Genomic DNA, 24889 nt, shown 5'->3' on the forward strand with positions numbered 1-24889 from the left:
GAACGGGACGCCGTGGAGGTGGCGAAATGTCGGATCCGGCCAAGGTACGCCGGCACGCGGAGCGGGTGCGTGAACTGGTCGCGTCGGTGGTGCGCAGCCAGATCAAGGACCCCCGGCTCGGCATGATCACCATTACCGACGCCCGGATCACCGCCGACCTGCGCGACGCGACCGTCTTCTACACGGTGCTCGGCGACGCGGCGGCCCAGTCCGGCACCGCCGCGGCGCTGGAGAGCGCCAAGGGCATGCTGCGCAGCACCGTCGGCAAGGCGCTCGGCCTGCGGCACTCGCCGACCCTGACCTTCGTCCTCGACGACGTGCAGGACCAGGTCAAGCACATCGACGACCTGCTCGCCCAGGCCCGTACCGCCGACGCCGAGGTGCAGCGGCTCGCCGCCAGGGCCGAGTACGCGGGCGAGGCCCAGCCGTACCGGCTGGACTCCGACGACGAGTCCCACGACGAGGACGAGGACGAGACTCCGCCCCGGGGCGGGGACCAGCGGTGACCGAACCGTCCGGCGGTCCGGCCGGTGGCGCCCTCGCCGAGGCGACGCCACCGGCCGACTCCGGCCCCGCCGAGGCGGACTGGGCGGCGGCCGTCGCGGCGGTGCGGGGGCTGCCGCCGGACGGGCGGGTGCTGCTGATCTGCCACGTCAACCCGGACGGCGACGCGCTGGGCAGCATGCTCGGCTTCGGGCTCGGGCTGCGCCGGCTGGGCGTACGACGGATGCAGGCGACCTTCCCCGGCCCGCCGGAGGTGCCCGAGCCGTTCCGCGGCCTGCCCGGGCTCGACCTGCTCGTGCCGGCGACCGAGGCGTACCCGGACCCGGATCTGGTCGTCTGCTTCGACGCGGCCAGCGAGTCCCGGCTCGGCGAGCTGGTCGACCGGCTGGGCGCGGCCGGCGGCGCGCTGGTGCTCGACCACCACGCGTCGAACACCCGCTTCGGCCGGGTCAACCTGGTGGACCCGCACGCGGCGGCCACCTCGGTGGTCGCCGAGGAACTGCTCTCCCGGCTCGGCGTCGCGCTGGACGCGGAGATCGCGGAGTGCCTCTACGTCGCCCTGAGCACCGACACCGGCTCGTTCCGGTTCGAGGCGACCACGCCGGCGGTGCACCAGCTCGCGGCCCGCCTGATCGCCACCGGCATCCGCCCCGGTGACATCTCCCGCCGGATCTTCGACACCCGGCCGTTCGGCGCCGTCCGTCTCTTCGGCGAGGTGCTCGGCCGGGCGCGCCTGGAGCCGGCCGCGGCCGTCGGGCACGGCCTGGTCTGGACGTACGCCACGCAGGACGACCTGGCCCGGCACGACCAGCCGGCGTACGTGCTGGAGGCGCTGATCGACTCGGTCCGGTGCACCGCCGAGGCCGACGTGAGCTGTGTGGTCAAGCAGACCGCGACCGGCGACTGGGCTGTGTCGATGCGCAGCAAGGGCGCGGTGGACGTCAGCCGGGTGGCGGTCGCGCTGGGCGGCGGCGGGCACCGTTTCGCCGCCGGGTTCACCGGGCGGGGGACGGTCGACGAGGTCGTCGACCGGATCCGCGCGGAGCTCGACGGCGCGCTGACCGGGCCCGACCGGCGCTGACCCGGCGGGCCCGCACGGGAAGATCAGGGTCAGCTCCGGGGAGTGTCCGTCTTCCCGGGCTCGGCGAGTCCGGGGAGAATCGCGGGATGGAGCAGCCCCACGACCTCACCGTCGAGGCGCCCCGCGCCTGGGACCGTCCCGCCGTCACCGTGCCGGTGCTCGTCTGCCTCTCGCTGGTCGGCGGCCGGTTCCCGTCGTTCTCGACGGAGGCCAACCTCTGGACCCTCGGCACCGGCGGCGTGTTGATCTGGCTGGGTCTGAGCAACCGGGTGCCCCGGCGGCCCGCCCCGCGCCGGCTCGGCGCCCCGGCGGCCTGGTGGGCCCTTCCGGTGGTGGTCTTCGGCGTCTTCGAGGGGGCCACGTTCGTGCTGGCGGTCGGGGACGACTTCCCCACCTTCTCCCGGCTGGCGGATCCGATGCTGGAGGACCGGCTGGTCCGGTCGGCCGCCTGGCTGGCCTGGCTGTCCGCGTTCTGGGGGTTGGTGCGGCGATGATGCGGGCGTTGGCGATCGGCGGCTTCCTGGCGGCGCTGGTGCTCTTCGCCGCCGTCGAGTGGGCGGCCCGGCGCGAGGGCTCCCGGATCCCGACGCTCGGCGAGGTCTGCGCGTACGTGATGCGCTACGAGGTGGGGGCGGTGCCCGTCGGCCGGATCGGGCTCTTCGGCTTCTGGTGGTGGCTTGGCTGGCACTTCCTGGCCCGCTGACCCGCCGGCCTCCCTCCGCCGGTCCGGGAACCGGGACGGCCCGGCGGAGCAATGTGAGTCCAGATCGCGGGAACCGTGGGCAGCATGTGGACCTGAACGATAACTTGGGAATCGGCCGGCGCCGTGTGGCGGTGCCGGTCGTGGGCGGTGGGGCCACACCCGGCAACGCCTCCCTCCAGGGTCGGACCGACCCGGGCTCACACGCTGCCCACCAGCCGCTCCGGTGACCCCGGACCGCTGCCGGGCGTTCAGCACGCCGCCCGCGAGGGCCGCCGTCGCGTCGGCGGCTGCCCGCGCCCTGGAAGGGGACCACCACCATGCCGAGCAAGCCCAAGCCCGAGACCACCGACGAGGCCCGCGAGCAGATGCGCCGCGCGCTGCAGACCTCGATGGACACCCGTCAGTGACCCAGGCCGACCGGCGGTGACGCTGCCGGCGTCCGCCGCCGGCAGCGTCACCGCCCAGCCGGCGTCGACCGCCGGCCGCGGGCGTCCGCCGCTCTCCACGGCCGACGCCCGACCCGCCGGCTGCCGCTGGGCGGGTGGCCGACCCGGACGTCGGAAGGCCGACGCTCCGGGCGAGCCGGACACCGCCCCGCCCACCGCGGGCCGTGGCGCTGCCGGCGGCCGGCCCGGAGCCGGGAGCCCTGGCGGCCGTGCCGGTGCGTCGGTACGGTCCCCGCATGCGCCGGATCCTCGTCGTCGGCAGCTCGGGCGCCGGTAAGAGCACCCTCTCCCGCGAGGTCGCGCGCCGGCTCGACCTGCCGCTCATCCACCTCGACCAGCACTTCTGGCAGCCCGGCTGGGTGGCTCCCGACGACGCCCGCTGGCGTGCCGCGGTCGCCGAACTCGCCGCCCGGCCGTCCTGGGTGATGGACGGCAACTACGGCGGCACCCCTCGACCTCCGCCTGCCCCGCGCCGACCTGCTGGTCCTCTGCGACCCGGGTCGGCTGCTCTGCCTCGGCCGGGTGCTGCGCCGCCGGTGGGCGTACCGCGCCACCGCCCGCCCCGACCTCCCGCCCGGCTGTCCGGAGACGATCGACGCCGAGTTCCTCCGGTACGTGTGGCGCTACCCGCGCCGGTCCCGGCCCCGGCTGCTCGCCGCGGTCGCCACGCACGCGCCGGCGCTGCCGGTGGTCCGGCTGCGCAGCCGCGCCGAGGTGCGCCGCTGGCTCGCCGAGCTGCCCACGGCCTGAGCCCGCCCTGCCGTCCACCGGATGGCCCGTCGCGACGAGTTCCGTGCCCGGTCTCCCCGTCGTGTCGGCGCCGGGCGGCCGGGAAGGTGGGCGGCGGCCTCCAGTCGCAACTGCGCCTCGGCGGTCTCGGCCGCGACGGCGTCGAGGAACCAGGCCCGCTGCAACGTGAGGACCGGCTCGTCGTCGCCGGCGATGGTGACGTCCACCCGCCCGGCCAGGCACCCTTGCCGCCCGTCTGGCGTTCGTCCGGCGGGCGCTGCTGAAGATCAGTCGTACCCCGTCCAGCTCTTCGCGGAACCGACGAGCGCCGCGCGATCGGGGGGCCGTCACCGTGATCTCGATCGGAACGGTCCATAACGGGCGGGCGGATCCGGGGAACTCGGACCACTGGGGCGACGTGGCGAGCACCATCCTGGTCGAGCCACGGTTCGGCGACCGCTGCCTCACCGGACTCGCCGCCTTCTCCCACGTGGAGGTGGTCGTCTTCTTCGACCGCCTCACCGAACGAGAGAACCACCGGCAGCCGTTGCGGCCCCGCGGCCGGGCCTGCCACCGTCGGCAATGCTGCTCGCCGGGTGGCTCGTCGGCGAGACGCTGCCCGTGGCGGTGGCCGTCGGGGGAGTGCTTCTGCTCGGTGCCGTGACCGTCGTCCACCTGTTACCCGGTAAGTGATCTGATTGCTTGCGATCCTTACCGTGCCCGTGCCAGGATCGGCGGCGATGAGTCAGCCAGCCGTCGCCGCCGCCCCCGCCGCGTCACCCCGCCGGATCGCCGCCCTCGCCCTGCCGGCGCTGGTGGTGCTGGCCGCCGAACCGCTCTACGTGCTCGTGGACACGGCGGTGGTGGGGCACCTCGGCCGGGTGCCGCTCGCCGCGCTCGCCATCGGCGGCACGGTGCTGACCCTCATCGCGTGGCTCGGCACCGTGGTCGCGTACGGCACCACCGGGCGGTCGGCCCGGCGCTTCGGGGCCGGCGACCGGGCCGCCGCCGTCGCCGAGGGCGTGCAGTCCTCCTGGCTGGCGCTCGGGGTGGGCGTGCTGGTCGCGGTCGGCATGCAGGTCGGCGGCGGGGCGTTGGCGCGTACGCTCGCCGGAGGCCCTGGCGAGGTGGCCGACGCCGCCGCGCAGTGGCTGCGGGTCGCGGCGCTCGGCGCCCCGGGCCTGCTGCTCGCCGCCGCCGGCAACGGCTGGCTGCGCGGCGTGCAGGACACCCGCCGGCCGCTGGCGTTCGTGCTCGGGCCGAACCTCCTCTCCGCCGTGCTCTGCCCCCTGCTGGTCTACCCGCTCGGCCTCGGCCTGGTCGGCTCCGCGGTGGCCAACGTGGTCGCCCAGACCATCGGCGGGGCGCTCTTCGCCGGGGCGCTGGTCGCCGAGCGGGTCCCGCTGCGGCCCCGGCCGCGGCTGATCGGGCAGCAACTGGTGCTCAGCCGGGACCTGCTGATCCGGGGTGCCGCGTTCCAGGCGAGCTTCCTCTCCGCCACCGCCGTGGCCGCCCGCTTCGGGGCCGCCGCCGTGGGCGCCCACCAGATCGCCCTGCAACTCTGGTTCTTCACCGCGCTGGTGCTCGACGCGCTCGCCATCGCCGCCCAGTCGCTGGTCGGCGCCGCGCTCGGCGGCGGCGACGACGCCGGGGCCCGGGCCCTCGCCCGCCGGATCGGGCTGCTCGGTGGCGCCTGCGGCGTGGCGTTCGCGGTGGTCATCGCCGCCGGCGCCGGCGTCGTCCCCGGCTGGTTCAGCTCCGATCCGCAGGTACGCGACCAGGCGATGCTGGCCTGGCCGTGGTTCGTGGCGATGCAGCCGCTGGCCGGCGTCGTGTTCGCCCTCGACGGCGTGCTGATCGGCGCCGGGGACGTCCGCTACCTGCGCAACCTGACCATCGTGGCCGCCCTCGGCGGCTTCCTGCCCGCCATCTGGCTGGCGTACGGGCTCGACCTCGGGCTCGGCGGCATCTGGGCCGGGCTCACGCTGTTCGTGGTGATCCGGCTGGTCGCCCTGCTGCTGCGGCTGCGCTCGGGCGGCTGGGCCGTGGTCGGCGCGGTGCGCTGACCACACCCGTCCGGGCGCTCCCGCGGGTCAGCAGCTTTCGCCGTCGCCGGGCCGCCAGCCCGGGTCGTAGACGTTGCCGGTCGGCCGTGCCGAGGGCCGGCTGCGCAGCGGCTCCTCGGGGGCGAGGGCCAGGAACCCCCGCTTGATCCCGGCGCAGTCGGCGTTGTAGAGGGTGCTCGCCGCCTCGTGTACCCACAGCCCACGGGACGAGGACCGGACGTCGTCGGGGTGCGGGACGTGCCAGACCACCTCGTCGCGCACGGTGACCAGTTCGGCTCCCGGCGGGTACTCCTGCGCCCGCCAGAGGTCGAAGTGGTAGACCCAGATGAAGCTGGTGGTGATCTCCAGCACCCGGATGCCGTCGGGGTCGGTGGTTGCCCGGTAGGTGACGGTGCCCCGCGCGCGGACCGTGTCGGCGTTGTCCAGCCGCGGGTCGGCCTCGTCGTCAACCCGGGTCACGTAGTTCAGCGCCGCGCCGTCGGCCAGGTCGCGCCGGACCTCGTCCCGGTTGTCCGGCGCGATCAGCCCGAGGAAGGGCTCCGGGTCGTTGACCACGAGCATCGACCTGTCGACGCGGCCCTCGACGAGCGCCTGCCGGACCTTCGCCAGGCCGTCGGCGACCTGCTTCGCGGTGAACGGCGCGGCCGCCTTCGCCGGCGGCAGGACGATGGCGTCCTTCCCGGCGGCGAACGACTCCGCCGGGGTGGCCGCCCACGGGCTCACCGAGTTGCCGTCGGCGTCGGTGGGACGGACCTGGCCGGGCACGGCCCGGCGGTCGGGCAGGATGGGCTCGTTGTCGCGGACCCGCTCGTAGACGCCGAATCCGATGGTGCCCACCACCGCGAGGAACGAAAGCGTCACCAGGGCGGCGACGCCGCCCAGCAGCTTCCCGCTGTGCCTCGCCCAGCCCAGCCGCAACCGCTCCGGGCGGGTCAGCGTGTGCTCCGTCTCCGGCTCGCGCATCCAGGTCGGGACGCGGACCGGCTCCGCGGGCTGGTCGGCGTACGGGTCGAAAGGCGCGGTCGGCTCGCTCGGCCGCTGGTCGGTGCTCATTCGGCTGTCCAGGTGGGGTGGGTGGAGGGGGCGCATGATCTTCGCACCCGCCGCGCGCCGCCGTGGTCCCGTTCGGTCGCCGTCGGGCAGTGCTGTCCGACCGGCGGACGCCGCGCCGGCCGTCCGCCCGACCCGCGTACGGCGGCGACGGGGCGTCCGAGCCGGTCTGGCAGGCTTGGGTGTCGTGAGCGCAGACGGTCTGATCGTGGTGGACAAGCCCGGCGGCATGACGTCGCACGACGTGGTGGCGCGGATCCGCCGGTTGGCGCGGACCCGTCGGGTGGGGCACGGCGGCACCCTCGACCCGATGGCCACCGGCGTGCTGGTGATCGGGGCCGGCAGGGCCACCCGCCTGCTCACGTACGTGATCGGCGCGCACAAGAGCTACACGGCCACCGTCCGGCTCGGCCAGGCCACCGTCACCGACGACGCCGAGGGCGACGTGATCGCCACCACCCCGGCCGGGCAGGTCACCGACGAGGCGATCCGAGCCGCCCTCGCCGCGCTGACCGGCGAGATCGACCAGGTGCCGAGCGCGGTCAGCGCCATCAAGGTCGACGGGCAGCGGGCGTACAAGCGGGTGCGCGAGGGGGAGAGCGTCGAGCTGCCCGCCCGCCGGGTCACCGTCTCCCGGCTGGACCTGCTGGCCGTACGCCGGGACACCCCCGACGTGGTGGACGTCGACATCGACGTGACCTGCTCCTCCGGGACGTACATCCGGGCCATCGCCCGGGACGCGGGCCTGGCGCTCGGGGTGGGCGGGCACCTGACCGCGCTGCGGCGTACCGCCGTCGGCGGCTTCACCCTCGCGGAGGCCGCCACCCTCGACGAGCTGGAGCGGCGCGCGCCCGAGGTGGTCCACCTGCCGCTGGCCGCGGCGGCCGACCGGTTCTTCCCGCGGCGCGACGCCGGCGCCGACGAGGCGAAGGTGCTCTCCCACGGCGGGCCACTCGACCCGGCCGGCATTCCCGGCCCCTACGCGGTCTTCGGTCCCGACGGCGGGCTGATCGCTATCGTCAGCGAGCGGGACGGCCGGGCCCGCGCGGAGATCGTGCTCGCCCCCGCCTGACGGCGGGGCGGGGGACCGGCGGCCCTTGTGGGCCGCCGCGGAGGCAGGGAGGAGCGCAATGCAGCGGTGGCGGGGGTACGACGCGGCGCCCGGTGGCTGGGGGCGGTCGGTCGTCACCATCGGCGTCTTCGACGGCGTGCACAAGGGGCACCAGGCGACCATCGGGCACGCCGTGACACGGGCCCGCGAGCTGGGCGTGCAGTCGGTGGTGGTCACCTTCGACCCGCACCCGGCCGAGGTGGTCCGCCCCGGCTCGCACCCGGCGGTGCTCACCGAGCCCGCCCGCAAGGCCGAGCTGATCGAGGCGCTCGGCGTGGACGTGCTGTGCGTGGTGCCGTTCACCCCGGAGTTCTCCCGGCTGCCCGCCGAGGCGTTCGTGCACGACATCCTGGTCGAGCACCTGCACGCCGCCCTGGTGGTGGTGGGGGAGAACTTCCGCTTCGGGCACCGCGCGGCCGGCGACGTGGCGCTGCTGGAGCGCCTCGGCCGCACCTTCGGCTTCGGCGTCGAGGGGGCCCCGCTGGTCGCCGAGGCGGGCACCGTCTTCTCGTCCACGTACATCCGCTCCTGCGTCGACGCGGGGGACGTGGGGGCCGCCGCCGCCGCGCTCGGCCGCCCGCACCGGCTGGAGGGCGTGGTGGTCCGCGGCGACCAGCGCGGCCGCGAGCTGGGCTTCCCCACCGCCAACCTGCTCTGTCACCGGCACGCGGCGGTGCCCGCCGACGGCGTCTACGCCGCCCGGCTGGTGCGCCGGGGCCACGCCGAACCGCTGGGGGCGGCGGTGTCGGTCGGCACCAATCCGACCTTCTCGGGGCGGGAGCGGCGGGTGGAGGCGTACGTGCTGGACTTCGACGGCGACCTCTACGGCGAGCGGCTGGCGCTGGACTTCGTGGCACACCTGCGCGGGCAGATCCGATACGACGCGATCGAGCCGTTGATCGCCCAGATGGGGCAGGACGTCGAGCGCACCCGCCGGGCCCTCGACTGACCGCCTCGCGGCCCTTGACCGGCCGGCGCCCGGCCGTACTGGTAGTCTGGCGGGGACGTCGGCTGACCGACGTGGGGCCTCGCGTGCCTGCACGACGCCGCGGGTGCGAGGTACCGGTCCGTTTCCGGTCCACCGACCGATCCGACGGACATCATCGAACAACCCACGAAACAGGGAGAACATGGCGCTCGACCAGGAAGCCAAGGCCAAGATCCGCGCGGAGTACGCGACCGCCGAGGGCGACACCGGTTCGCCGGAGGTGCAGGTCGCGGTCCTCACCAAGCGGATCGCCGAGCTCACCGAGCACCTGAAGGTGCACAAGCACGACCACCACAGCCGCCGCGGGCTGCTGCTGCTGGTCGGCCGTCGCCGTCGGCTGCTCAACTACGTCCAGAAGAAGGACATCAACCGCTACCGGTCGCTCATCGAGCGGCTCGGTCTGCGCCGGTGACGTGACGGGGGAGTGGCCTGACTCGGGCCGCTCCCCCGCTCCGGTACCACACGAAAATCAGGGCCGCGCGACCACCCGAGAAAGGGAGCGGGTCAGCGTACCGGTCTCCGGTAGTGGCCCCCGGGCACCCCGGCATCTCGCCGGCCACCCGGGCGCTTCGATCGAAGACCGGCCGTCTGAGCAGCTCCCGCGTCGTGGGCCCCCGATGCGAAGGAGCACGACAGCACCATGACCGAGACCAACCTCGGCACCGAATCCCGCACCGCCGTGATCGACAACGGGTCCTTCGGCACCCGTGAGATCACCTTCTCCACCGGCCGGCTGGCCCGCCAGGCCGCCGGCTCCGTCATCGCCCAGCTCGGCGAGACGGTCGTCCTCTCCGCCACCACCGCCGGCAAGCAGCCGAAGGAGCAGTTCGACTTCTTCCCGCTGACCGTCGACGTCGAGGAGCGGATGTACGCCGCGGGCCGCATCCCCGGCTCGTTCTTCCGCCGTGAGGGCCGCCCCAGCGAGGACGCGATCCTCACCTGCCGGCTGATCGACCGGCCGCTGCGCCCGTCGTTCGTCAAGGGCCTGCGCAACGAGGTCCAGGTCGTCGAGACCGTCCTCGCGCTCGACCCGCAGCACCCCTACGACGTCGTGGCGATCAACGCCGCGTCGATGTCGACCAAGCTCTCCGGCCTGCCGTTCTCCGGCCCGATCGGGGCGACCCGGATGGCGCACGTCGACGGCCAGTGGGTCGCCTTCCCGACCCACGAGGAGCTGGCCCGGGCCACCTTCGACATGGTGGTGGCCGGCCGCGCCCTGGCCGACGGCGACGTCGCGATCATGATGGTCGAGGCCGAGGCCACCGAGCACACCGTGGCGCTGGTCGCCGGCGGCGCCCCCGCCCCGACCGAGGAGGTCGTGGCGAGCGGCCTGGAGGCCGCCAAGCCGGCCATCCGCGAGCTGTGCCGGGCGCAGAGCGAGCTGGCCGACGTGGCCGCCAAGCCGGTCGCCGAGTTCCCGGTCTTCCTGGACTACCAGGACGACGCGTACGACGCGGTGGCCGACGTGGCCCGCGCCGACGTCGCCGAGGCCCTGCAGATCGCCGGCAAGGCGGTCCGTGAGGAGGCCCTGGACGCGATCAAGGCCCGCGTGCTGGCCGAGCTCGGCCCGCGCTTCGAGGGCCGGGAGAAGGAGCTCAGCGCCGCCCTCCGGTCGCTGACCAAGTCCGAGGTCCGCAACCGGGTGCTGCGCGAGCAGGTCCGCATCGACGGCCGCAGCCCGCGCGACATCCGCCCGCTGACCGCCGAGGTCGGCGTGCTGCCGCGGGTGCACGGCTCGGCGCTGTTCGAGCGCGGCGAGACGCAGATCCTGGGCGTCACCACGCTGAACATGCTGCGCATGGAGCAGTCGCTGGACACCCTCTCCCCGGAGAAGTCCAAGCGCTACATGCACAACTACAACTTCCCGCCGTACTCGACCGGTGAGACCGGCCGGGTCGGCTCGCCGAAGCGGCGCGAGATCGGCCACGGCGCGCTCGCCGAGCGGGCGCTGATCCCGGTGCTGCCGTCGCGCGAGGAGTTCCCGTACGCCATCCGGCAGGTCTCCGAGGCGCTCGGCTCCAACGGCTCCACCTCGATGGGCTCGGTCTGCGCCTCGACGCTGGGCCTGCTGTCCGCCGGTGTGCCGCTGAAGGCGCCGGTCGCCGGCATCGCCATGGGCCTCATCTCCGACGAGGTCGACGGCAAGACCCAGTACGTGACGCTGACCGACATCCTCGGCGCCGAGGACGCGTTCGGCGACATGGACTTCAAGGTCGCCGGCACCCGGGACTTCGTCACCGCGCTCCAGCTCGACACCAAGCTCGACGGCATCCCGTCGGACGTGCTGGCCGCCGCGCTCCAGCAGGCGCACGAGGCCCGGCAGACCATCCTCGACGTGATGCAGCGGGCCATCGAGGCCCCGGCCGAGATGTCGGACTACGCCCCGCGGGTCACCACCGTCAAGATCCCGGTGGACAAGATCGGCATGGTGATCGGCCCGAAGGGTCAGACCATCAACGCCATCCAGGACGAGACCGGCGCCGAGATCTCCATCGAGGACGACGGCACGATCTACGTCGGCGCGACCAACGGCCCGTCGGCCCAGGCCGCGGTCGAGCGGATCAACGCGATCGCCAACCCGACGCTGCCGAAGGTCGGCGACAAGTTCCTCGGCACCGTGGTGAAGACGGCCGCGTTCGGCGCGTTCGTCTCGCTGCTGCCGGGCCGCGACGGCCTGCTGCACATCTCCAAGGTGGGCGACGGCAAGCGGGTCGAGAAGGTCGAGGACTTCCTCAACGTCGGCGACAAGGTCGAGGTCGAGATCGCCGACATCGACCAGCGCGGCAAGATCTACCTGGACAAGGTCCGCCCGGAGGGCGCCGAGGCGCCGGCCGCCGGCGAGGCCGCCGGTGGCGAGCGTCCGGCCGGCCGGGACCGGGGTGACCGGGGTCCGCGCGACCGCGGCGACCGCGAGCGCGGCGGCGACCGGGGCGGTCGTGGCCCGGGCGGCGGCGAGCGCGGCCAGGGCGGCGGCGAGGGTGGCGAGGGCGGCGAGCGTCCGCGCCGCCGGACCCGGCACAGCTGACGCACCAGCACACCGCACCACCCACCCCTCGTCGATCTGGGAGCAACAACACGTGAGTCGGGCCGTTCGTGCGCCGTTTCCGCCGGATCGACGGGGGGTGGCCTCGTTCCCGGGCCCCTCGGACGCCGCGTTCCGCAGCACCGGGGGGGCCCGCTCCGGCGGCGCCTCCCGGGCGGTGACCCGCACGATCAGTGACGACCCGCTGGGCGGCACGGTACGCCGTACCGTGCTGCCCAGCGGGCTGCGCGTGCTCACCGAGGCGATCCCGGCGATGCGCAGCGTGTCGTTCGGCATCTGGGTCGCGGTCGGCTCCCGCGACGAGACCGGCCCGCAGGCCGGCGCGGCGCACTTCCTGGAGCACCTGCTGTTCAAGGGCACCAACAAGCGCAGCGCCCTGGACATCTCCTCCGAGATCGAGGCGGTGGGCGGCGAGACCAACGCCTTCACCACGAAGGAATACACCTGCTACTACGCCCGGGTGCTCGACGAGGACCTGCCGCTGGCCATCGACGTCATGTGCGACCTGGTCGCCGACTCGGTGCTGAAACCGGCCGACGTGGAGACCGAGCGGGGCGTGATCCTCGAAGAGATCGCCATGCACGACGACGAGCCCGGCGACGAGGTGCACGACCTCTTCGCCCGGGCGGTCTACGGCGACCACCCGCTGGGCCGGCTGATCTCCGGCACCGAGGAGACGGTCACCCCGATGACCCGGCGGCAGATCCAGGGCTTCTACCGCCGCCGCTACACCGCCCCGCAGATCGTCATCGCCGCCGCCGGCAACCTGGACCACACCGCGGTGGTGAAGCTCGTCCGCCAGGCGCTGCGCGGCACCCCGCTGGACACCGACCCGGCGGTGCCGGCGCCGCACCGGTCGGCCACCCCGGCGGTACGCACCAGGCCCGCCGCCATGCTGGTGGAATCGAAGGAGACCGAGCAGGCGCACGTCATCCTCGGTTGCCCCGGCATCGACCGGCTGGACGAGCGCCGCTTCGCCCTCGGCGTGCTCAACAACGTCCTCGGCGGCGGCATGTCGAGCCGGCTGTTCCAGGAGATCCGCGAGCAGCGCGGCCTGGCCTACTCGGTCTACTCCTACGCCAGCCAGTACGCCGACAGCGGCCTCTTCGCCGTCTATGCCGGCTGCGCGCCCGGCAAGGTGGACGAGGTGCTGGAGCTGACCCGGGCCGAACTCGCCCGGGTGGCCGCCGACGGCCTGACCGAGGCCGAGGTGGCCCGCGGCAAGGGGATGAGCAAGGGCTCGTTCGTGCTGGGCCTGGAGGACACGGGCTCGCGGATGAGCCGGCTGGCCAAGGGCGAGCTGCTCTACGGCGACCTGATGCCGGTCGACGAGTTGCTCCGCCGGGTCGACGCGGTCACCGTGGCCGACGTGAACACCCTCGCCGCCGAGCTGCTGAGCCGGCCGATGTCGCTGGCCGTGGTCGGCCCGTTCGGCGAGGGCGACTTCTCCGCCCGCTGACCGGCCGCGCCACCCGTCCGCGCCCGTGGCCGGGCCCTGCCTCGGGTCCGGCGGGATGTGGACGTCCCGATTGGGATAGGTTGTGCCCCGTGACTGACGAGCAGGAGAAGAGCGCGGACGAGCCGATCCGGGTCGGCGTGCTGGGCGCCCGGGGCCGGATGGGCGTCGAGGTGTGCAAGGCCGTCGACGCCGCCGGCGACATGGAGCTGGTGGCCATGGTCGACCAGGGCGACTGGCTGTTCAACGCCTCCGACGCCGGGGCCGAGGTGGTCGTCGACTTCACCACTCCCGACGTCGTCATGGACAACCTGCACTGGTGCATCGACCAGGGCATCAACGCCGTCGTCGGCACCACCGGCTTCACCGAGCAGCGGCTGGAGCGGGTGCGGGGCTGGCTGGCCCGCAAGCCCGGCGTGGGCGTGGTGATCGCCCCCAACTTCGGCATCGGCGCGGTGCTGATGATGCAGTTCGCCGCCCGCGCGGCCCGGCACTTCGAGTCGGTCGAGATCGTCGAGCAGCACCACCCCCGCAAGCTGGACGCGCCCAGCGGCACCGCCACGCACACCGCGCGGCTGATCGCCGCGGCCCGCGCCGAGGCCGGGCTGGGCCCGGTGCCCGACGCGACCAAGGACGAGGTGGCGGGCGCCCGGGGCGCCGACATCGAGGGGGTACGCGTGCACGCCGTGCGCGCCACCGGCCTCGTCGCCCACCAGGAGGTGCTCTTCGGCACCACCGGCGAGACGCTGACCATCCGGCACGACTCGTACGACCGGGCGTCGTTCATGCCCGGCGTGCTGCTGGCCGTCCGCGCGGTCCGCAACCGGCCGGGGCTGACCGTCGGCCTGGACGCCCTGCTCGACTGACGCCGAGGGTCGGGCCGTCCTCGTCCCCAGCCACCTGATGGGCGAGATGCAGCTCACCACCGGGGGAATCCCGTCGCGTGGCTGCCGGGCGGCTCCTAGGCTGCCCGGGTGATCGATTCTGGCATCCTCGACCGGGCGGGCCGCCGGGTCACCCTGCGCCCCGTGGACGACGACAACTGGCGGGCGGTGGCCGACGTCGCCCCCCGCGACGACCAGCGCGCCTGGGTGCCGGCCCTGGCCGCCCGCTACCTGCTGCTGACCATGCGTTCCGACGTCTGGAACTCGCTCGCCGTGTACGCGGACGAGACGGTGGTCGGGCACGTCATGTGGGGCGTGGACGACGACGGCTCGCGCTGGATCGGCGGCATGGTCGTCGACGCGGCCGAGCAGGACCGCGGCGTCGGCCGGGCGACCGTGCGCACCCTCGCCGCGTGGCTCGCCGCCCAGGACGGCGGGCACCCCGTCCGGCTCTCCTACCACCCCGACAACGCCTCGGCCGCCCGGCTCTACACGAGCCTGGGCTTCACGCCCACCGGCGCCATGGAGGACGACGAACTGGTCGCCGAGTTGCGCCCCGCCGCCTCCGCCTGACCGCCCGCCGGTTCACGGGTGGGGCGCGGTCGACGCGCGGGTCACCGCGTCAGCCCTCCTGGAGCACCGAGAGGATGTTGCCGGCCGGGTCGGTGAACCAGGCGATCGACGGCCCCTGGCCGCGCATGACGCCCTTGTCGTCCTGCGGCATGCCGGGGTAGCGCTCGAACCGGACGCCGCGCCCGGTCAGCTCGTCGACGGCCCGGTCGATGTCGTCGACCGGGAAGTTGAGCACCGTGTAGGTCGCCGGGGTGTGGTCATCCTTCGGGTAGACCAGGATGTCCCGGTCGCCGGCGACGTGCAGCGTCAGCAGGCCGCCCATGGCGTCGTCCCGCGACACCCGCAGGCCGAGCGTGTCGGCGTAGAACCGCTGCGCCCGGTCGACGTCGTCGACCGCGAAACTGCTCATCGCCTTCGTGTCCGTGAACATGTCGCTCCTCCTTGTCGTGGCGTACGAGGGGTGGACGGCCCGGGCCTGCGGAACTCATCGCCCGGCGGGTCGGGGCGGGCGCGGCGGCCCGGCTCAGGGATCGAGGCGGGGCGGCAGCCCGAACCGCGCGAACAGCTCCGGCGTGAGGAAGTGGGTGAGCCGGCTGATCCGCCCCGCCGAGAAATCGAGCACGTGGACGCTGAACGGCCGGTGCCCGCCTGCCGGGTCGGGGCGGTAGTGAGCGAAGGCGGCGCCACCGTTGGCGGACACCGGCACCAGCCGTGAGCCGCGGCACTCGGCACCCGGGCCGAGCATCCACCGCCGGATGTCCCCCGGGCCGCGTAGCCACAGCGCGAACGGCGGCATGCTCTGCACCGCGTCCTCCCGCAGCAGCGCGACGAGCGAGTCGATGTCGTAGCGTTCGAAGCTGGCGACGTAGCGGTCGAGCAGGTCGCGCTGCCGCCCGTCGAGCGGGGCGCCCGGCAGCCCGTCGCGGGCGGCCAGGGTGGCACGGGCCCGCTGGAGCGCGCTGTTCACCGCCGCGACCGAGGCGCCGGCCAGCTCGGCGGTCTCGTCGGCCCGCCAGCGCAGCACGTCGCGCAGGATCAGCACGGCCCGCTGCCGGGGCGGCAGGTGTTGCAGAGCGGCGACGAATGCCAGCCGGACCGACTCGCGGGCCTCGGCCACCGCCGCCGGGTCACCGGCCGGCAGCACGGCCGCGTCCGGTGCGGGGCCCACCCAGCGCTCGGACGCCGGCGCGCCCAGCGCGGCGAGGACCGGCTCGTCCGGCCCGCCGAACTCCATCGGCAGGGCCCGCCGGGCCCGCCCCCGCAACTGGTCCAGGCAGACGTTGGTGGCGATCCGGTAGAGCCATGTCCGGGTGGAGGACCGGGCCTGGAAGCCGTCGTGCCCGCGCCAGGCGCGCAGCAGCGTCTCCTGCACCGCGTCCTCGGCGTCGAAGATCGAACCGAGCATCCGGTAGCAGTAACCGGTCAGCCCGACGCGGTGCGCCTCGAACGCCGCGTCGGCCGGGCCCGACGTCGGCCCGGCGGCACCGTCGGGGTCGCGACCGGTCGGGCCGCCGTGGGTCACGCCCGCTCCGCTGGTCGCCGTCGCTGCGGTCATGGGGTCACGGTAGGCGACGCCCCCGACAGTGTCCGCCGATCCGGGCCCGCGCGGAGGCGTGTCGTCAGTCCACGGGGGGCGCCGGCGACGGCACCGACCCGGCCGGCGGGGCGTCCGGCAGCGTCGCCTCCGTCGGCGTCGCGTCCGCGGGGTCCGCCTCCGTCGGCACCGCCACGTGCAGGCGCAGCTGCGGGACGAGCATGTCCTCCACGTCCAGGGCGCGCGCCGCGCCGTCGGGCTCCCAGCCGGTGCTGGTCAGGAACTTCCGGGTCGCCTCGTCGCCGTCGAACGCCCAGGCCACCGCCCGGGCGAACCCGTCGGCGCGCCACAGGTCGACGGTCGCGGCGAGCAGCCGGCTGCCGTGCCCGCGCCGCCCCCAGCGCGGCTCCACCAGCAGGTCGGTCACCGCCGCCACGCCCGGCCCGAGCGCCTCGGCCGGCTCGCCCGGGGCGAGTGCCTCGGCATCGGCCGGACCGGAGGCGGCGAACCCCACCAGATACGATTGCTCGGCCTGTTCGACGGCGACGAGCACCCGATGCGTGCCGGAGGGCGGCTCCTGCACCGCCGCGCTCCACCGCCGGGCGAGCCACGCCTCGTCCAGGTTGTCGAGCACGTGCCGGGGCAGGATCCGGCGATAGGCGACCCGCCAGGTCGCGAGCTGGATGCGTGCGATCTCGCCGGCGTCTTCCGGACGCGCCGGGCGGACGTACCCGAGAGCCATGGGACGGAAGCCTACGCAGGGCGAGGGAGGCGACGGTGGCGCAGGGTCCCCGACAGACGGTCCGGCAGGTCGTGAGCGTGGTGGGGCTCGCCGTCGCGGTGGCCGCGTTCCTGTCCGTGGCGGCCGTCCGGCACGGCTTCTTCGACCTGAAGGTCTACTACGGCGCGCTGACGTGGTGGGTGCACGACGGCGGGGAGATCTACGACTTCCTCAAGCCCGGCACGCAGTACGGCTTCACCTATCCGCCCTTCGCCGCCCTGGTCATGCTGCCGATGGCGTACCTGCCGTGGTCGGCGGCGATCGTGGTGAGCGTGGCCGCCAGCGTGGTGGTCACCGCCGTGCTGTTCTGGTGGCTGGTCGACCCGATCTCCCGCCGGGCCGGCTGGACCCGCTGGTTCGCCCTCGCCGTGGCGCTCTGCCTGGCCGCCGCGTACGAGCCGATGCGCGAGACGGTCAACTTCGGTCAGGTCAACATGCTGCTGCTCTTCCTGGTCGCGGTCGACCTGCTCCGGCTGCTGCCGGCCGGCAACCGCTGGGCCGGGGTGGGCATCGGCCTGGCCACGGCGATCAAGCTGACCCCGGGCATCTTCATCGTCTACCTGCTGGTCACCCGGCGCTGGCGGGCCGCGGTCACCTCGATGGCCGCCGCGGCCGGCGCGACCCTGTTCGCCGCCGCGCTCTTCCCCGACGCGTCGCGGGAGTTCTGGACCGAGGCGCTGTGGAACACCGGCCGGGTGGGGGAGTTGGCGTTCGTCTCCAACCAGTCGCTGCGCGGGGTGGTCGCCCGGCTGAACCCGGAACACCCGAGCACCCTGGCCTGGCTGGCGCTGGTGCTCGCCACGCTGGTGCTGTGGGCGTGGCGCTCCCGGGCCGCCGTGGCCGCCGGCGACGAGGCGACCGGCCTGGCGCTGACCGGCGCGGTGATGTGCCTGGTCAGCCCGGTCACCTGGGTGCACCACCTGGTCTGGTTGCTGCCCGCGCTGATCCTGCTGGTGGACAACGGCATGGCCGCACCGGCCGGCGGCCGCCGGCGCCGCGTCCTGCTGGGCGCCGCGATCGTCGGGTACGGGTTCCTGATCAGCCGGATCGTCTGGGCCTGGGAGAAGGACTTCACCGGGCTCGACGGCTTCCTCGGCAGCAACACCTACGTCTGGATCAGCCTGGCGCTGCTGGCGTTCCTGCCGGTCCGTCGCGTGGGCGGCGCAGGCCGGATCAGCCGCCGCTGGGCGACGCCGGCCGGGTCAGCCGTCGAGGCGTCCGGCGTACCGCAGCTCGACGAGCCCGACCGGCGGGCGCCCGCCGGCCAACGGCACCGGGTAGGTCGACCGCTCACCGTCCGGTGACAGCCCCGCCCGCTCGTAGAACCGGCGGGCCCGGTGGTTGTCGGCCAGCACCCAGAGCCGGTAGTCGGACCAGCCCCGCCCGGCCAGCCCGGCGCGGGCCGAGGCCAGCAGCGCCCCCGCCGTGCCGTCGCCCCAGTGCGCCGGCTCGACGTACATCGCCACCACCTCCCCGTGCGCGAGGTCGAGGTCGCCCCGGTCCTGGTTGATCCGGTACGGGCCGAACGTGGTGAACCCGGCCAGCGTCCCGTCGGCCTCGGCGAGCAGGGTGGTGAAGGGGTGCTCCGGATCGGCGGTGCCGAGGTCCCGGCGGCGCTGCGCCCACGCCGCGACGTTGAGTCGCCGCAGCACCTCCTCGGGCATGATCCCCGCGTAGCCGGCCTGCCACCCGTGGATGTGCACCCGGGCGACCGCCTCGGCGTCCTCGGGCTCCTCGCGGCGGATCGTGAGCATGCGTCCGTTCTATGCCCCGGCGGGCGATCGGTCCAGCGTCCGCTCCGGTGTCGTACGCGTGGATTAGGGTGCCCGACGATGGCCGCACCGGAATCACTCTCGCTCGCCCAGGCGCGCCGGGTGGCGCTCGCCGCCCAGGGCCTCGCCGATCCCGCGCCCACCGGCGTGCCCACCCGCCGACACCTGCGCCGGGTGCTCGACCGGGTCGGGCTGATCCAGATGGATTCGGTCAACGTCCTGCAACGCGCGCACTACCTGCCGCTCTACAGCAGGCTCGGGCCCTACCCGACGTCGCTGCTCGACACCGCCGCCTACCGACGCCCCCGGGAGCTGTTCGAATACTGGGGCCACGAGGCGTCGCTGGTCCCCGTCGGGTTGCACCCGGCGTTGCGCTGGCGGATGGCCCGGGCCCGCGCGGAGGCGTGGGGCGGGATGCGCCGGATCGCCGAGGAGCAGCCCGGCCTGGTCGCCTGGGTCCGCGACGAGGTGGCCGCCCGGGGGCCGCTCACCGCCGCCGAGATCGAGCACGACGCGCCCCGGGAGACCGGCAACTGGGGGTGGAACTGGTCGGCGGTGAAGCGGGCGCTGGAGTTTCTCTTCTGGGCCGGCGAGGTGACCGCCGCCGACCGCACCACCTCGTTCGCCCGCCGCTACGACCTGCCGGAGCGGGTGCTGCCGGCCACCGTGCTGGACGCGCCCACGCCGACCGACGCCGAGGCGTACCGCACGCTGGTGGCCATCGCCGCGCGGTCGCTCGGGGTGGCCGCGGAGCCGGAGCTGCGCGACTACTTCCGGCTGCCCCTCGCCGGCGCCCGGCAGGCCATCGCGGAGCTGGTCGAGGCGGGCGAGCTGCTGCCGGTCGCCGTGCAGGGCTGGCGGCAGCCCGCCTGGCTGCACGCCGGGGCGCGGCTGCCCCGCTGGGTGCGCGGCAACACCCTGGTCAGCCCGTTCGACCCGCTGGTCTGGGAGCGGGCCCGCGCCGAGCGGCTCTTCGACTTCAGCTACCGGATCGAGATCTACGTCCCGGCGCCGCAGCGGGTCCACGGCTACTACGTGCTGCCCTTCCTGCAGGGGGAGCGGTTCACCGCCCGGGTCGACCTGAAGGCCGATCGCAAGGCCGGGGTGCTGCTGGTGCCGGCCGCCTGGGTCGAGCCGGGCGCCGATCCGGGCGAGACCGCGCTGGCACTCGCCGCCGAGCTGCACCGCCTCGCCGGCTGGCTCGGCCTGGACGCGGTGGCGCCGCCCGCCGCCGGCGACCTGGCCGCCCCGCTGGCCGCCGCGCTGCTGGGCGTGGCCGGTGTACGGTGAGCCACGTGACGAGCGTTGACGGGCCGGCCCCCCAGCCGCATCCGCGGAGCGGCGGGGTCGACGCCCCGCCCCAGGCGTCTCAGGCGGGGCAGCCCGACCCTGTGCCGGCGGGCGGGCCGGGTGCGTGGCCGGCCGGCGAGGCGGGTGCCTGGCCCGCGGGCCAGGCGTCGCCCTACCCGGTGCCGCCCTACCCGGTGGCCGAGCCGGACCGGCTGACCCGCTTCGTCGTCCGCCTCTACGACCGCTCGCCGCGCTGGGCCGTGCCGCTGGCCGCGCTCGGCTGCGTCGCCGCCGGTATCGGCTACACGCTGCTCAGCAACCCGACCCACGCCGCGCCGGACGCCGCGCCGACCTGCCTGCTCAAGCTGACCACGGGGCTGGACTGCCCGGGCTGCGGCGGCACCCGCGCGCTCTGGTACATGCTGCACGGCGATCTGCCGGCCGCCGCCCGGCACCACTTCCTCTTCGTCTTCGCGCTGCCATTCCTGGCCTACCTCTTCGTCGCCTGGGCGGGGAAGCAGGCGTTCGGCTGGCGCCTGCCCGAGCTGCACCTCAGCTCGAAGGTGATCGGCGGCTTCCTCGCCGCCTGGCTGGCCTTCTCGGTCGTACGCAACCTCCCCTGGGCGCCGTTCACCTCGCTCTACGTCTGACCCGCCCGGCGCGGCCCACGCCTCCCGAGGCGGCCCACGCCTCCCGAGTTCCCGGGCGGGGTCGGGTGGGTCGGGCGCGGCGGTCGCCGGCCCGTCGCACCATCGACTTCCGGCAGCCCACGGTGCCCTGCTGCGACCCTGTCGAGCTGCCCCGTCTGTAGGACCACCACGGGTGGTGGGATCTGCTCGCCTCGCCCGGCCGCCCGCCGGGCGTTGACCTCGCAGGGTGGAACGCCAGGGGTGTCACGCAGGGCTCGTGACACCCCTGGCGTTCCACCGGCGGGTCGGTGCGCACCCTCCTTGCGCGCCGGGCTCGCGGCCGCCGCCCGCGCCCCCGACGCGGTGGTGGCGCTTCCGTGCCGCCCGACCCGGTGGTGGCGCTTCCGCTCGCCGACCCGGTCGTGGCCGCTGTCGTCCGCGCCGCCGACCGGTGGTGGTTGCCGGCGTCCCGACTGCTCGGGCGGCCGCCCCATCCGTGAGGGCAGCTCGACAGCGTCGCCGCGCACCCAGCGGCAGCCCGAGCGCGCCGAGATCTTGGCCACGTGTCGGTCAGGCGGACCGGCACCTGTCCGACCATTCGCAGCTCAACGACCCGTTCGGCCGTGAGCCCAACTTTCCCCCGCGACCGCCGGGCCACTACAGTGCCAGGAATGCCGGACATGGTGCAGCCCCAGGTCAAGCTCATCGCGTGGACCCACTTCGAGGCCCCGGACGACGTGCCGTGGTCGACCGACGCCGAGGGCGGCCAGGCGCTCGCCGAGTTCGCCGGCCGGGCCTGCTACCAGAGCTGGAAGAAGCCCAACCCGGCCACGGCCACCAACGCCGGCTACCTCGCACACATCCTGGAGGTCGGGCACCTCTCGGTGCTGGAGCACGGCTCGGTCAGCTTCTACTTCAGCGGCGTGTCCCGCTCGTTCACCCACGAGCTGATCCGGCACCGCCACTTCTCCTACTCCCAGCTCTCCCAGCGGTACGTGCCGGAACGGGACGCCGCCATGGTCGAGCCCTCGGTGATCGCCGAGGACCCGGAGCTGCACAAGAAGTTCGTGGAGGCCGCCGAGGCGAGCGTGCGCGCGTACAACGAGCTGCTGGAGGGGCTGGAGCGGCGCTTCGCGGACGTGGAGAACGCCACGCTGCGGCGCAAGCAGGCCCGCCAGGCGGCCCGTGCCGTCCTGCCCAACGCCACCGAGACGCGGATCGTGGTCACCGGCAACTACCGGGCCTGGCGGCACTTCATCGCCATGCGCGCCACCGAGCACGCCGACGTCGAGATCCGCGAGCTGGCGGTGGAGTGCCTGCGGCAACTCCAGCGGGTCGCCCCGAACGTCTTCGCCGACTTCGTCATCTCGGCCCTGCCCGACGGCACCGAGGTGGCCGCCAGCCCGCACGCCGAGCTGTCCTGAGCCCTTCCCCGGCGGGGTGCCGGTGGTCGTCCGCTAGGTTGGTGGCATGACGCACGACCACCCTGACACCCCCGCCCGGGCGGTGTCCCGCCCCTTCGGGCGAGTGCTCACGGCCATGGTGACCCCGTTCACCGCCGACGGCTCACTCGACGTCGACGGCGCGGCGCGCCTCGCCAGCTACCTGGTGGACGAGCAGGGCAACGACGCGCTGGTGGTCAACGGCACCACCGGCGAGTCGCCGACCACCACCGACGCGGAGAAGGAACACCTGATCCGGGCCGTGGTGGAGGCCGTCGGCGACCGCGCCAAGGTCGTGGCGGGGGTCGGCACCAACGACACCCGGCACACCATCGAGCTGGCCGCCGGCGCGGAGAAGGCCGGCGCGCACGGCCTGCTCGTGGTCACCCCGTACTACAACAAGCCGCCGCAGGCCGGCCTGCTGCGTCACTTCACCGCCGTCGCGGACGCCACCGGGCTGCCGGTGATGCTCTACGACATTCCGCACCGCTCCGGCGTGCCGATCGCCACCGAGACGATGGTGCGGCTGGCCGAGCACGGCCGGATCGTCGCGGTGAAGGACGCCAAGGGCGACCTGACCGCGACCGGCTGGGTCACCGCCCGCACCAACCTCGCCTTCTACAGCGGCGAGGACTCGCTGACCCTGCCCGCGCTGGCCGTGGGCGCCGTCGGCGTGGTCGGCACCTCGACCCACTTCACCGGCGCGCTCACCAAGCGGATGATCGAGGCGTACGACGCGGGAGACAACACCGGCGCGCTGGACCTGCACCGGCGGCTGCTGCCGCTGTACACCGGCATCTTCCGCACCCAGGGCGTGATCCTGGTGAAGGCCGGCCTGGCCGCCGCCGGGATGCCCGCCGGTCCGGTGCGTCCGCCGCTGGTCGACGCGACCGACGACGAGATCGCCCAGCTCCGCGCGGACTGCGCGGCGGCGGGCCTGGAACTGCCCGAATGACCGAACGACACGACGGGCGCCGGGTGACGGCGCCGCAGAATGAGGTGGACGCGTGACCGAGGCGCACATCGAGGCGGAACTGCCCCCGCCGCTGCCGGAGGGTGGGCTGCGGATCATCCCGCTCGGCGGGCTCGGCGCCATCGGTCGCAACATGACCGTCTTCGAGTACGACGGCAAGCTGCTCGTCGTCGACTGCGGGGTGCTCTTCCCGGACGTGGAGCAGCCCGGCGTCGACCTGATCCTGCCGGACTTCGGCCCGATCCTCGACCGGCTCGACGACGTCCAGGCGATCGTGCTCACCCACGGCCACGAGGACCACATCGGCGCGGTGCCCTACCTGCTCGCGCACAAGCCCGACATCCCGCTGGTCGGTTCGCAGTTCACGCTGGCCCTGGTCGAGGCGAAGCTCGCCGAGCGGCGGATCCAGCCCTACACGCTGACCGTGCGGGAGGGCGGCCGGGAGCGGCTCGGCCCGTTCGAGTGCGAGTTCTTCGCGGTCAACCACTCGATCCCGGACGCGCTCGCGGTGGCCATCCGCACCCCGGCCGGCCTGGTGCTGCACACCGGCGACTTCAAGATGGACCAGCTCCCGCTGGACGGCCGGATCACCGACCTGGCCGGGTTCGCCCGGCTCGGTGCCGAGGGCGTGGACCTGCTGCTGTCGGACTCCACCAACGCGGAGATCCCCGGCTTCGTCACCCCCGAACGCGAGATCGGGCCGGTGCTCGACTCGATCTTCGCGAAGGCGCGCGGCCGGATCATCGTCGCCTCGTTCGCCTCACACGTGCACCGGGTGCAGCAGGTCTTCGACTCCGCCGCCGAGCACGGCCGCAAGGTCGCCCTGATCGGCCGCTCCATGGTCCGCAACATGGGCATCGCCCGCGACCTCGGGCTGCTCAACATCCCGGCCGGACTGGTCGTCGGGCTGGAAGAGGCGACCACCATGCCGCCCGAGCAGATCGTGCTGATGTCCACCGGCTCGCAGGGCGAGCCGATGAGCGCCCTGGGCCGGATGGCCAGCGGCGACCACCGGCACATCACCATCGCCCCCGGCGACACGGTGGTGCTCGCCTCGTCGCTGGTGCCCGGCAACGAGACGTCCGTCTACCGGGTCATCAACCGGCTGGCCCGGGCCGGCGCGGTGGTGGTGCACAAGGACGTGGCCAAGGTGCACGTCTCCGGCCACGCCCCCGCCGGCGAGCTGCTCTACCTGCTGAACGTGGTACGCCCCAGCAACCTGATGCCGGTGCACGGTGAGTGGCGGCACCTGCGCGCGCACGCCCGGCTCGGCATCGAGTCCGGTGTCGCCCCCGACCGCGTGGTGCTCTGCGAGGACGGCGACGTCGTCGACCTCGTCGAGGGCCGGGCCAGCCTCGTCGGGCACGTGAAGAGCCGCTACGTCTACGTCGACGGCCTCGCCGTCGGCGACGTCAGCGAGTCGCTGCTCACCGAGCGGCGGATCCTCGGCGACGGCGGGTTCATCGCCGCCACCGTGGTCGTCGACTCCGTGACCGGCAAGGTGGTCGGCGGTCCCACCGTCTCCGCCAAGGGCTTCTCGGAGGACCCGGAGGCGTTCAACCCGGTGGTCCCGCTGGTCACCGAGGCACTGAACCGGGCGGCCTCCGACGGCATCACCGACCCGCACCAGCTCCAGCAGATCGTCCGGCGCACCGTGGGGCGGTGGGTGAACGACGCGTACCGGCGCCGGCCCATGATCGTGCCCACCGTCGTCGAGGTCTGATCCCCGCTCCACCGACGCCCGCCCGCACCCCGTGTGCCGGCGGGCGTCGTCGTGGGCCCGTCGGGCTCAGGCCAGCAGCGCGTTCAGCTCGAGCACGTTGACCGGCCCGTC

At 74.4% G+C, this 24889-nt stretch carries 24 protein-coding genes and 1 pseudogene; 20 read left to right on the forward strand and 5 right to left on the reverse strand.

The genetic code is table 11. The features are described from left to right. The first annotated feature begins 26 nt into the window (after positions 1-26). From rbfA to ABT006_RS10585, 7 genes are all read left to right on the forward strand, one after another. Positions 27-506 carry a 30S ribosome-binding factor RbfA gene (gene rbfA, locus ABT006_RS10555; RefSeq protein ID WP_350704994.1) on the forward strand — a complete coding sequence of 160 codons (480 nt, stop codon included), beginning with the start codon at positions 27-29 and terminating at the stop codon, positions 504-506. A 101-nt stretch (positions 507-607) separates the two neighbouring features. Beyond that, positions 608-1585, forward strand: a complete 978-nt coding sequence (locus ABT006_RS10560) for a DHH family phosphoesterase (protein ID WP_350705139.1) — start codon at positions 608-610, stop codon at positions 1583-1585. A gap of 86 nt (positions 1586-1671) precedes the next feature. After that, positions 1672-2079, forward strand: coding sequence for a hypothetical protein (locus ABT006_RS10565; protein WP_350680576.1), 408 nt, complete (start codon positions 1672-1674; stop codon positions 2077-2079). Beyond that, positions 2079-2288 (forward strand): DUF6186 family protein, encoded by a 210-nt coding sequence (locus ABT006_RS10570; RefSeq protein ID WP_350705140.1) that lies wholly within the window; start codon positions 2079-2081, stop codon positions 2286-2288. Before ABT006_RS10565 ends, ABT006_RS10570 begins: the two co-directional genes overlap by 1 nt. A 968-nt stretch (positions 2289-3256) precedes the next feature. Next, positions 3257-3484 carry a P-loop NTPase family protein gene (locus tag ABT006_RS10575; RefSeq protein WP_350704996.1) on the forward strand — a complete coding sequence of 76 codons (228 nt, stop codon included), beginning with the start codon at positions 3257-3259 and terminating at the stop codon, positions 3482-3484. 397 nt (positions 3485-3881) lie between these two features. Continuing rightward, positions 3882-4127: a hypothetical protein gene (locus ABT006_RS10580; RefSeq protein ID WP_350704998.1), complete on the forward strand. Its 246-nt coding sequence runs from the start codon at positions 3882-3884 to the stop codon at positions 4125-4127. Between the two features lie 76 nt (positions 4128-4203). Beyond that, complete coding sequence (locus ABT006_RS10585) at positions 4204-5529, forward strand: MATE family efflux transporter (RefSeq protein WP_350705000.1); 1326 nt, start codon at positions 4204-4206, stop codon at positions 5527-5529. Between the two features lie 27 nt (positions 5530-5556). Here the strand turns inward: ABT006_RS10585 and ABT006_RS10590 are convergent, their stop codons facing one another. Then, on the reverse strand, positions 5557-6582 hold the full coding sequence (locus ABT006_RS10590; protein WP_350705002.1) for a hypothetical protein: 1026 nt from the start codon (positions 6580-6582) through the stop codon (positions 5557-5559). A gap of 184 nt (positions 6583-6766) precedes the next feature. Here ABT006_RS10590 and truB point away from each other — a divergent pair, with 184 nt between their 5' ends. The 7 genes from truB to ABT006_RS10625 all read left to right on the forward strand — a co-directional run bounded on the left by truB (position 6767) and on the right by ABT006_RS10625 (position 14634). Beyond that, positions 6767-7651: a tRNA pseudouridine(55) synthase TruB gene (gene truB, locus ABT006_RS10595; RefSeq protein ID WP_350705004.1), complete on the forward strand. Its 885-nt coding sequence runs from the start codon at positions 6767-6769 to the stop codon at positions 7649-7651. Positions 7652-7709: 58 nt separating this feature from the next. Continuing rightward, entirely contained in the window at positions 7710-8639 is a 930-nt protein-coding gene (locus tag ABT006_RS10600) for a bifunctional riboflavin kinase/FAD synthetase (RefSeq protein WP_350705006.1), read from the forward strand. A gap of 181 nt (positions 8640-8820) precedes the next feature. Continuing rightward, the gene (gene rpsO / locus ABT006_RS10605) at positions 8821-9090 is read left to right on the forward strand and encodes a 30S ribosomal protein S15 (protein WP_043962418.1); all 270 of its coding nucleotides are present in this window, start codon (positions 8821-8823) and stop codon (positions 9088-9090) included. A gap of 228 nt (positions 9091-9318) precedes the next feature. Further along, positions 9319-11703, forward strand: coding sequence for a polyribonucleotide nucleotidyltransferase (locus tag ABT006_RS10610; RefSeq protein WP_350705008.1), 2385 nt, complete (start codon positions 9319-9321; stop codon positions 11701-11703). Between the two features lie 52 nt (positions 11704-11755). Continuing rightward, a complete protein-coding gene (locus ABT006_RS10615; RefSeq protein ID WP_350705010.1) occupies positions 11756-13180 on the forward strand; it encodes a M16 family metallopeptidase in 1425 nt (474 codons plus the stop codon). An 89-nt stretch (positions 13181-13269) separates the two neighbouring features. Then, on the forward strand, positions 13270-14043 hold the full coding sequence (gene dapB, locus ABT006_RS10620) for a 4-hydroxy-tetrahydrodipicolinate reductase (RefSeq protein ID WP_350705012.1): 774 nt from the start codon (positions 13270-13272) through the stop codon (positions 14041-14043). Positions 14044-14151: 108 nt separating this feature from the next. Beyond that, on the forward strand, positions 14152-14634 hold the full coding sequence (locus ABT006_RS10625; RefSeq protein ID WP_350705014.1) for a GNAT family N-acetyltransferase: 483 nt from the start codon (positions 14152-14154) through the stop codon (positions 14632-14634). A 49-nt stretch (positions 14635-14683) separates the two neighbouring features. On the opposite strand, the gene ABT006_RS10630 is transcribed toward ABT006_RS10625, so the two are convergent. The 3 genes and pseudogenes from ABT006_RS10630 to ABT006_RS10640 form a co-directional block, all read right to left on the reverse strand. Then, positions 14684-15064: a VOC family protein gene (locus ABT006_RS10630; protein WP_350705016.1), complete on the reverse strand. Its 381-nt coding sequence runs from the start codon at positions 15062-15064 to the stop codon at positions 14684-14686. A gap of 93 nt (positions 15065-15157) precedes the next feature. Next, positions 15158-16189, reverse strand: a complete 1032-nt coding sequence (locus tag ABT006_RS10635; RefSeq protein WP_350705018.1) for a sigma-70 family RNA polymerase sigma factor — start codon at positions 16187-16189, stop codon at positions 15158-15160. A gap of 145 nt (positions 16190-16334) precedes the next feature. After that, positions 16335-16910: pseudogene (locus tag ABT006_RS10640) on the reverse strand (GNAT family N-acetyltransferase); the annotation flags it as partial. Between the two features lie 35 nt (positions 16911-16945). Between ABT006_RS10640 and ABT006_RS10645 the strand changes: the two are divergent. Next, positions 16946-18253: a glycosyltransferase 87 family protein gene (locus ABT006_RS10645; RefSeq protein ID WP_350705020.1), complete on the forward strand. Its 1308-nt coding sequence runs from the start codon at positions 16946-16948 to the stop codon at positions 18251-18253. Here the strand turns inward: ABT006_RS10645 and ABT006_RS10650 are convergent. Beyond that, the gene (locus ABT006_RS10650; RefSeq protein ID WP_350705022.1) at positions 18152-18703 is read right to left on the reverse strand and encodes a GNAT family N-acetyltransferase; all 552 of its coding nucleotides are present in this window, start codon (positions 18701-18703) and stop codon (positions 18152-18154) included. The genes ABT006_RS10645 and ABT006_RS10650 overlap by 102 nt on opposite strands. Before the next feature lie 78 nt (positions 18704-18781). Between ABT006_RS10650 and ABT006_RS10655 the strand changes: the two genes are divergently transcribed. The 5 genes from ABT006_RS10655 to ABT006_RS10675 all read left to right on the forward strand — a co-directional run bounded on the left by ABT006_RS10655 (position 18782) and on the right by ABT006_RS10675 (position 24778). Continuing rightward, the gene (locus ABT006_RS10655; RefSeq protein WP_350705024.1) at positions 18782-20011 is read left to right on the forward strand and encodes a winged helix-turn-helix domain-containing protein; all 1230 of its coding nucleotides are present in this window, start codon (positions 18782-18784) and stop codon (positions 20009-20011) included. Further along, complete coding sequence (locus ABT006_RS10660; RefSeq protein ID WP_350705026.1) at positions 20008-20661, forward strand: DUF2752 domain-containing protein; 654 nt, start codon at positions 20008-20010, stop codon at positions 20659-20661. Before ABT006_RS10655 ends, ABT006_RS10660 begins: the two co-directional genes overlap by 4 nt. A 659-nt stretch (positions 20662-21320) precedes the next feature. Next, positions 21321-22064 (forward strand): FAD-dependent thymidylate synthase, encoded by a 744-nt coding sequence (thyX, locus tag ABT006_RS10665; protein WP_350705142.1) that lies wholly within the window; start codon positions 21321-21323, stop codon positions 22062-22064. A 46-nt stretch (positions 22065-22110) separates the two neighbouring features. After that, positions 22111-23037, forward strand: coding sequence for a 4-hydroxy-tetrahydrodipicolinate synthase (gene dapA, locus ABT006_RS10670; protein ID WP_350705028.1), 927 nt, complete (start codon positions 22111-22113; stop codon positions 23035-23037). 52 nt (positions 23038-23089) lie between these two features. Beyond that, entirely contained in the window at positions 23090-24778 is a 1689-nt protein-coding gene (locus tag ABT006_RS10675; protein WP_350705029.1) for a ribonuclease J, read from the forward strand. Positions 24779-24889: the final 111 nt, after the last annotated feature.

Origin of the sequence: Micromonospora sp. NPDC002717 (genome assembly GCF_040295705.1) — a bacterium.
Taxonomy (GTDB): domain Bacteria; phylum Actinomycetota; class Actinomycetes; order Mycobacteriales; family Micromonosporaceae; genus Micromonospora.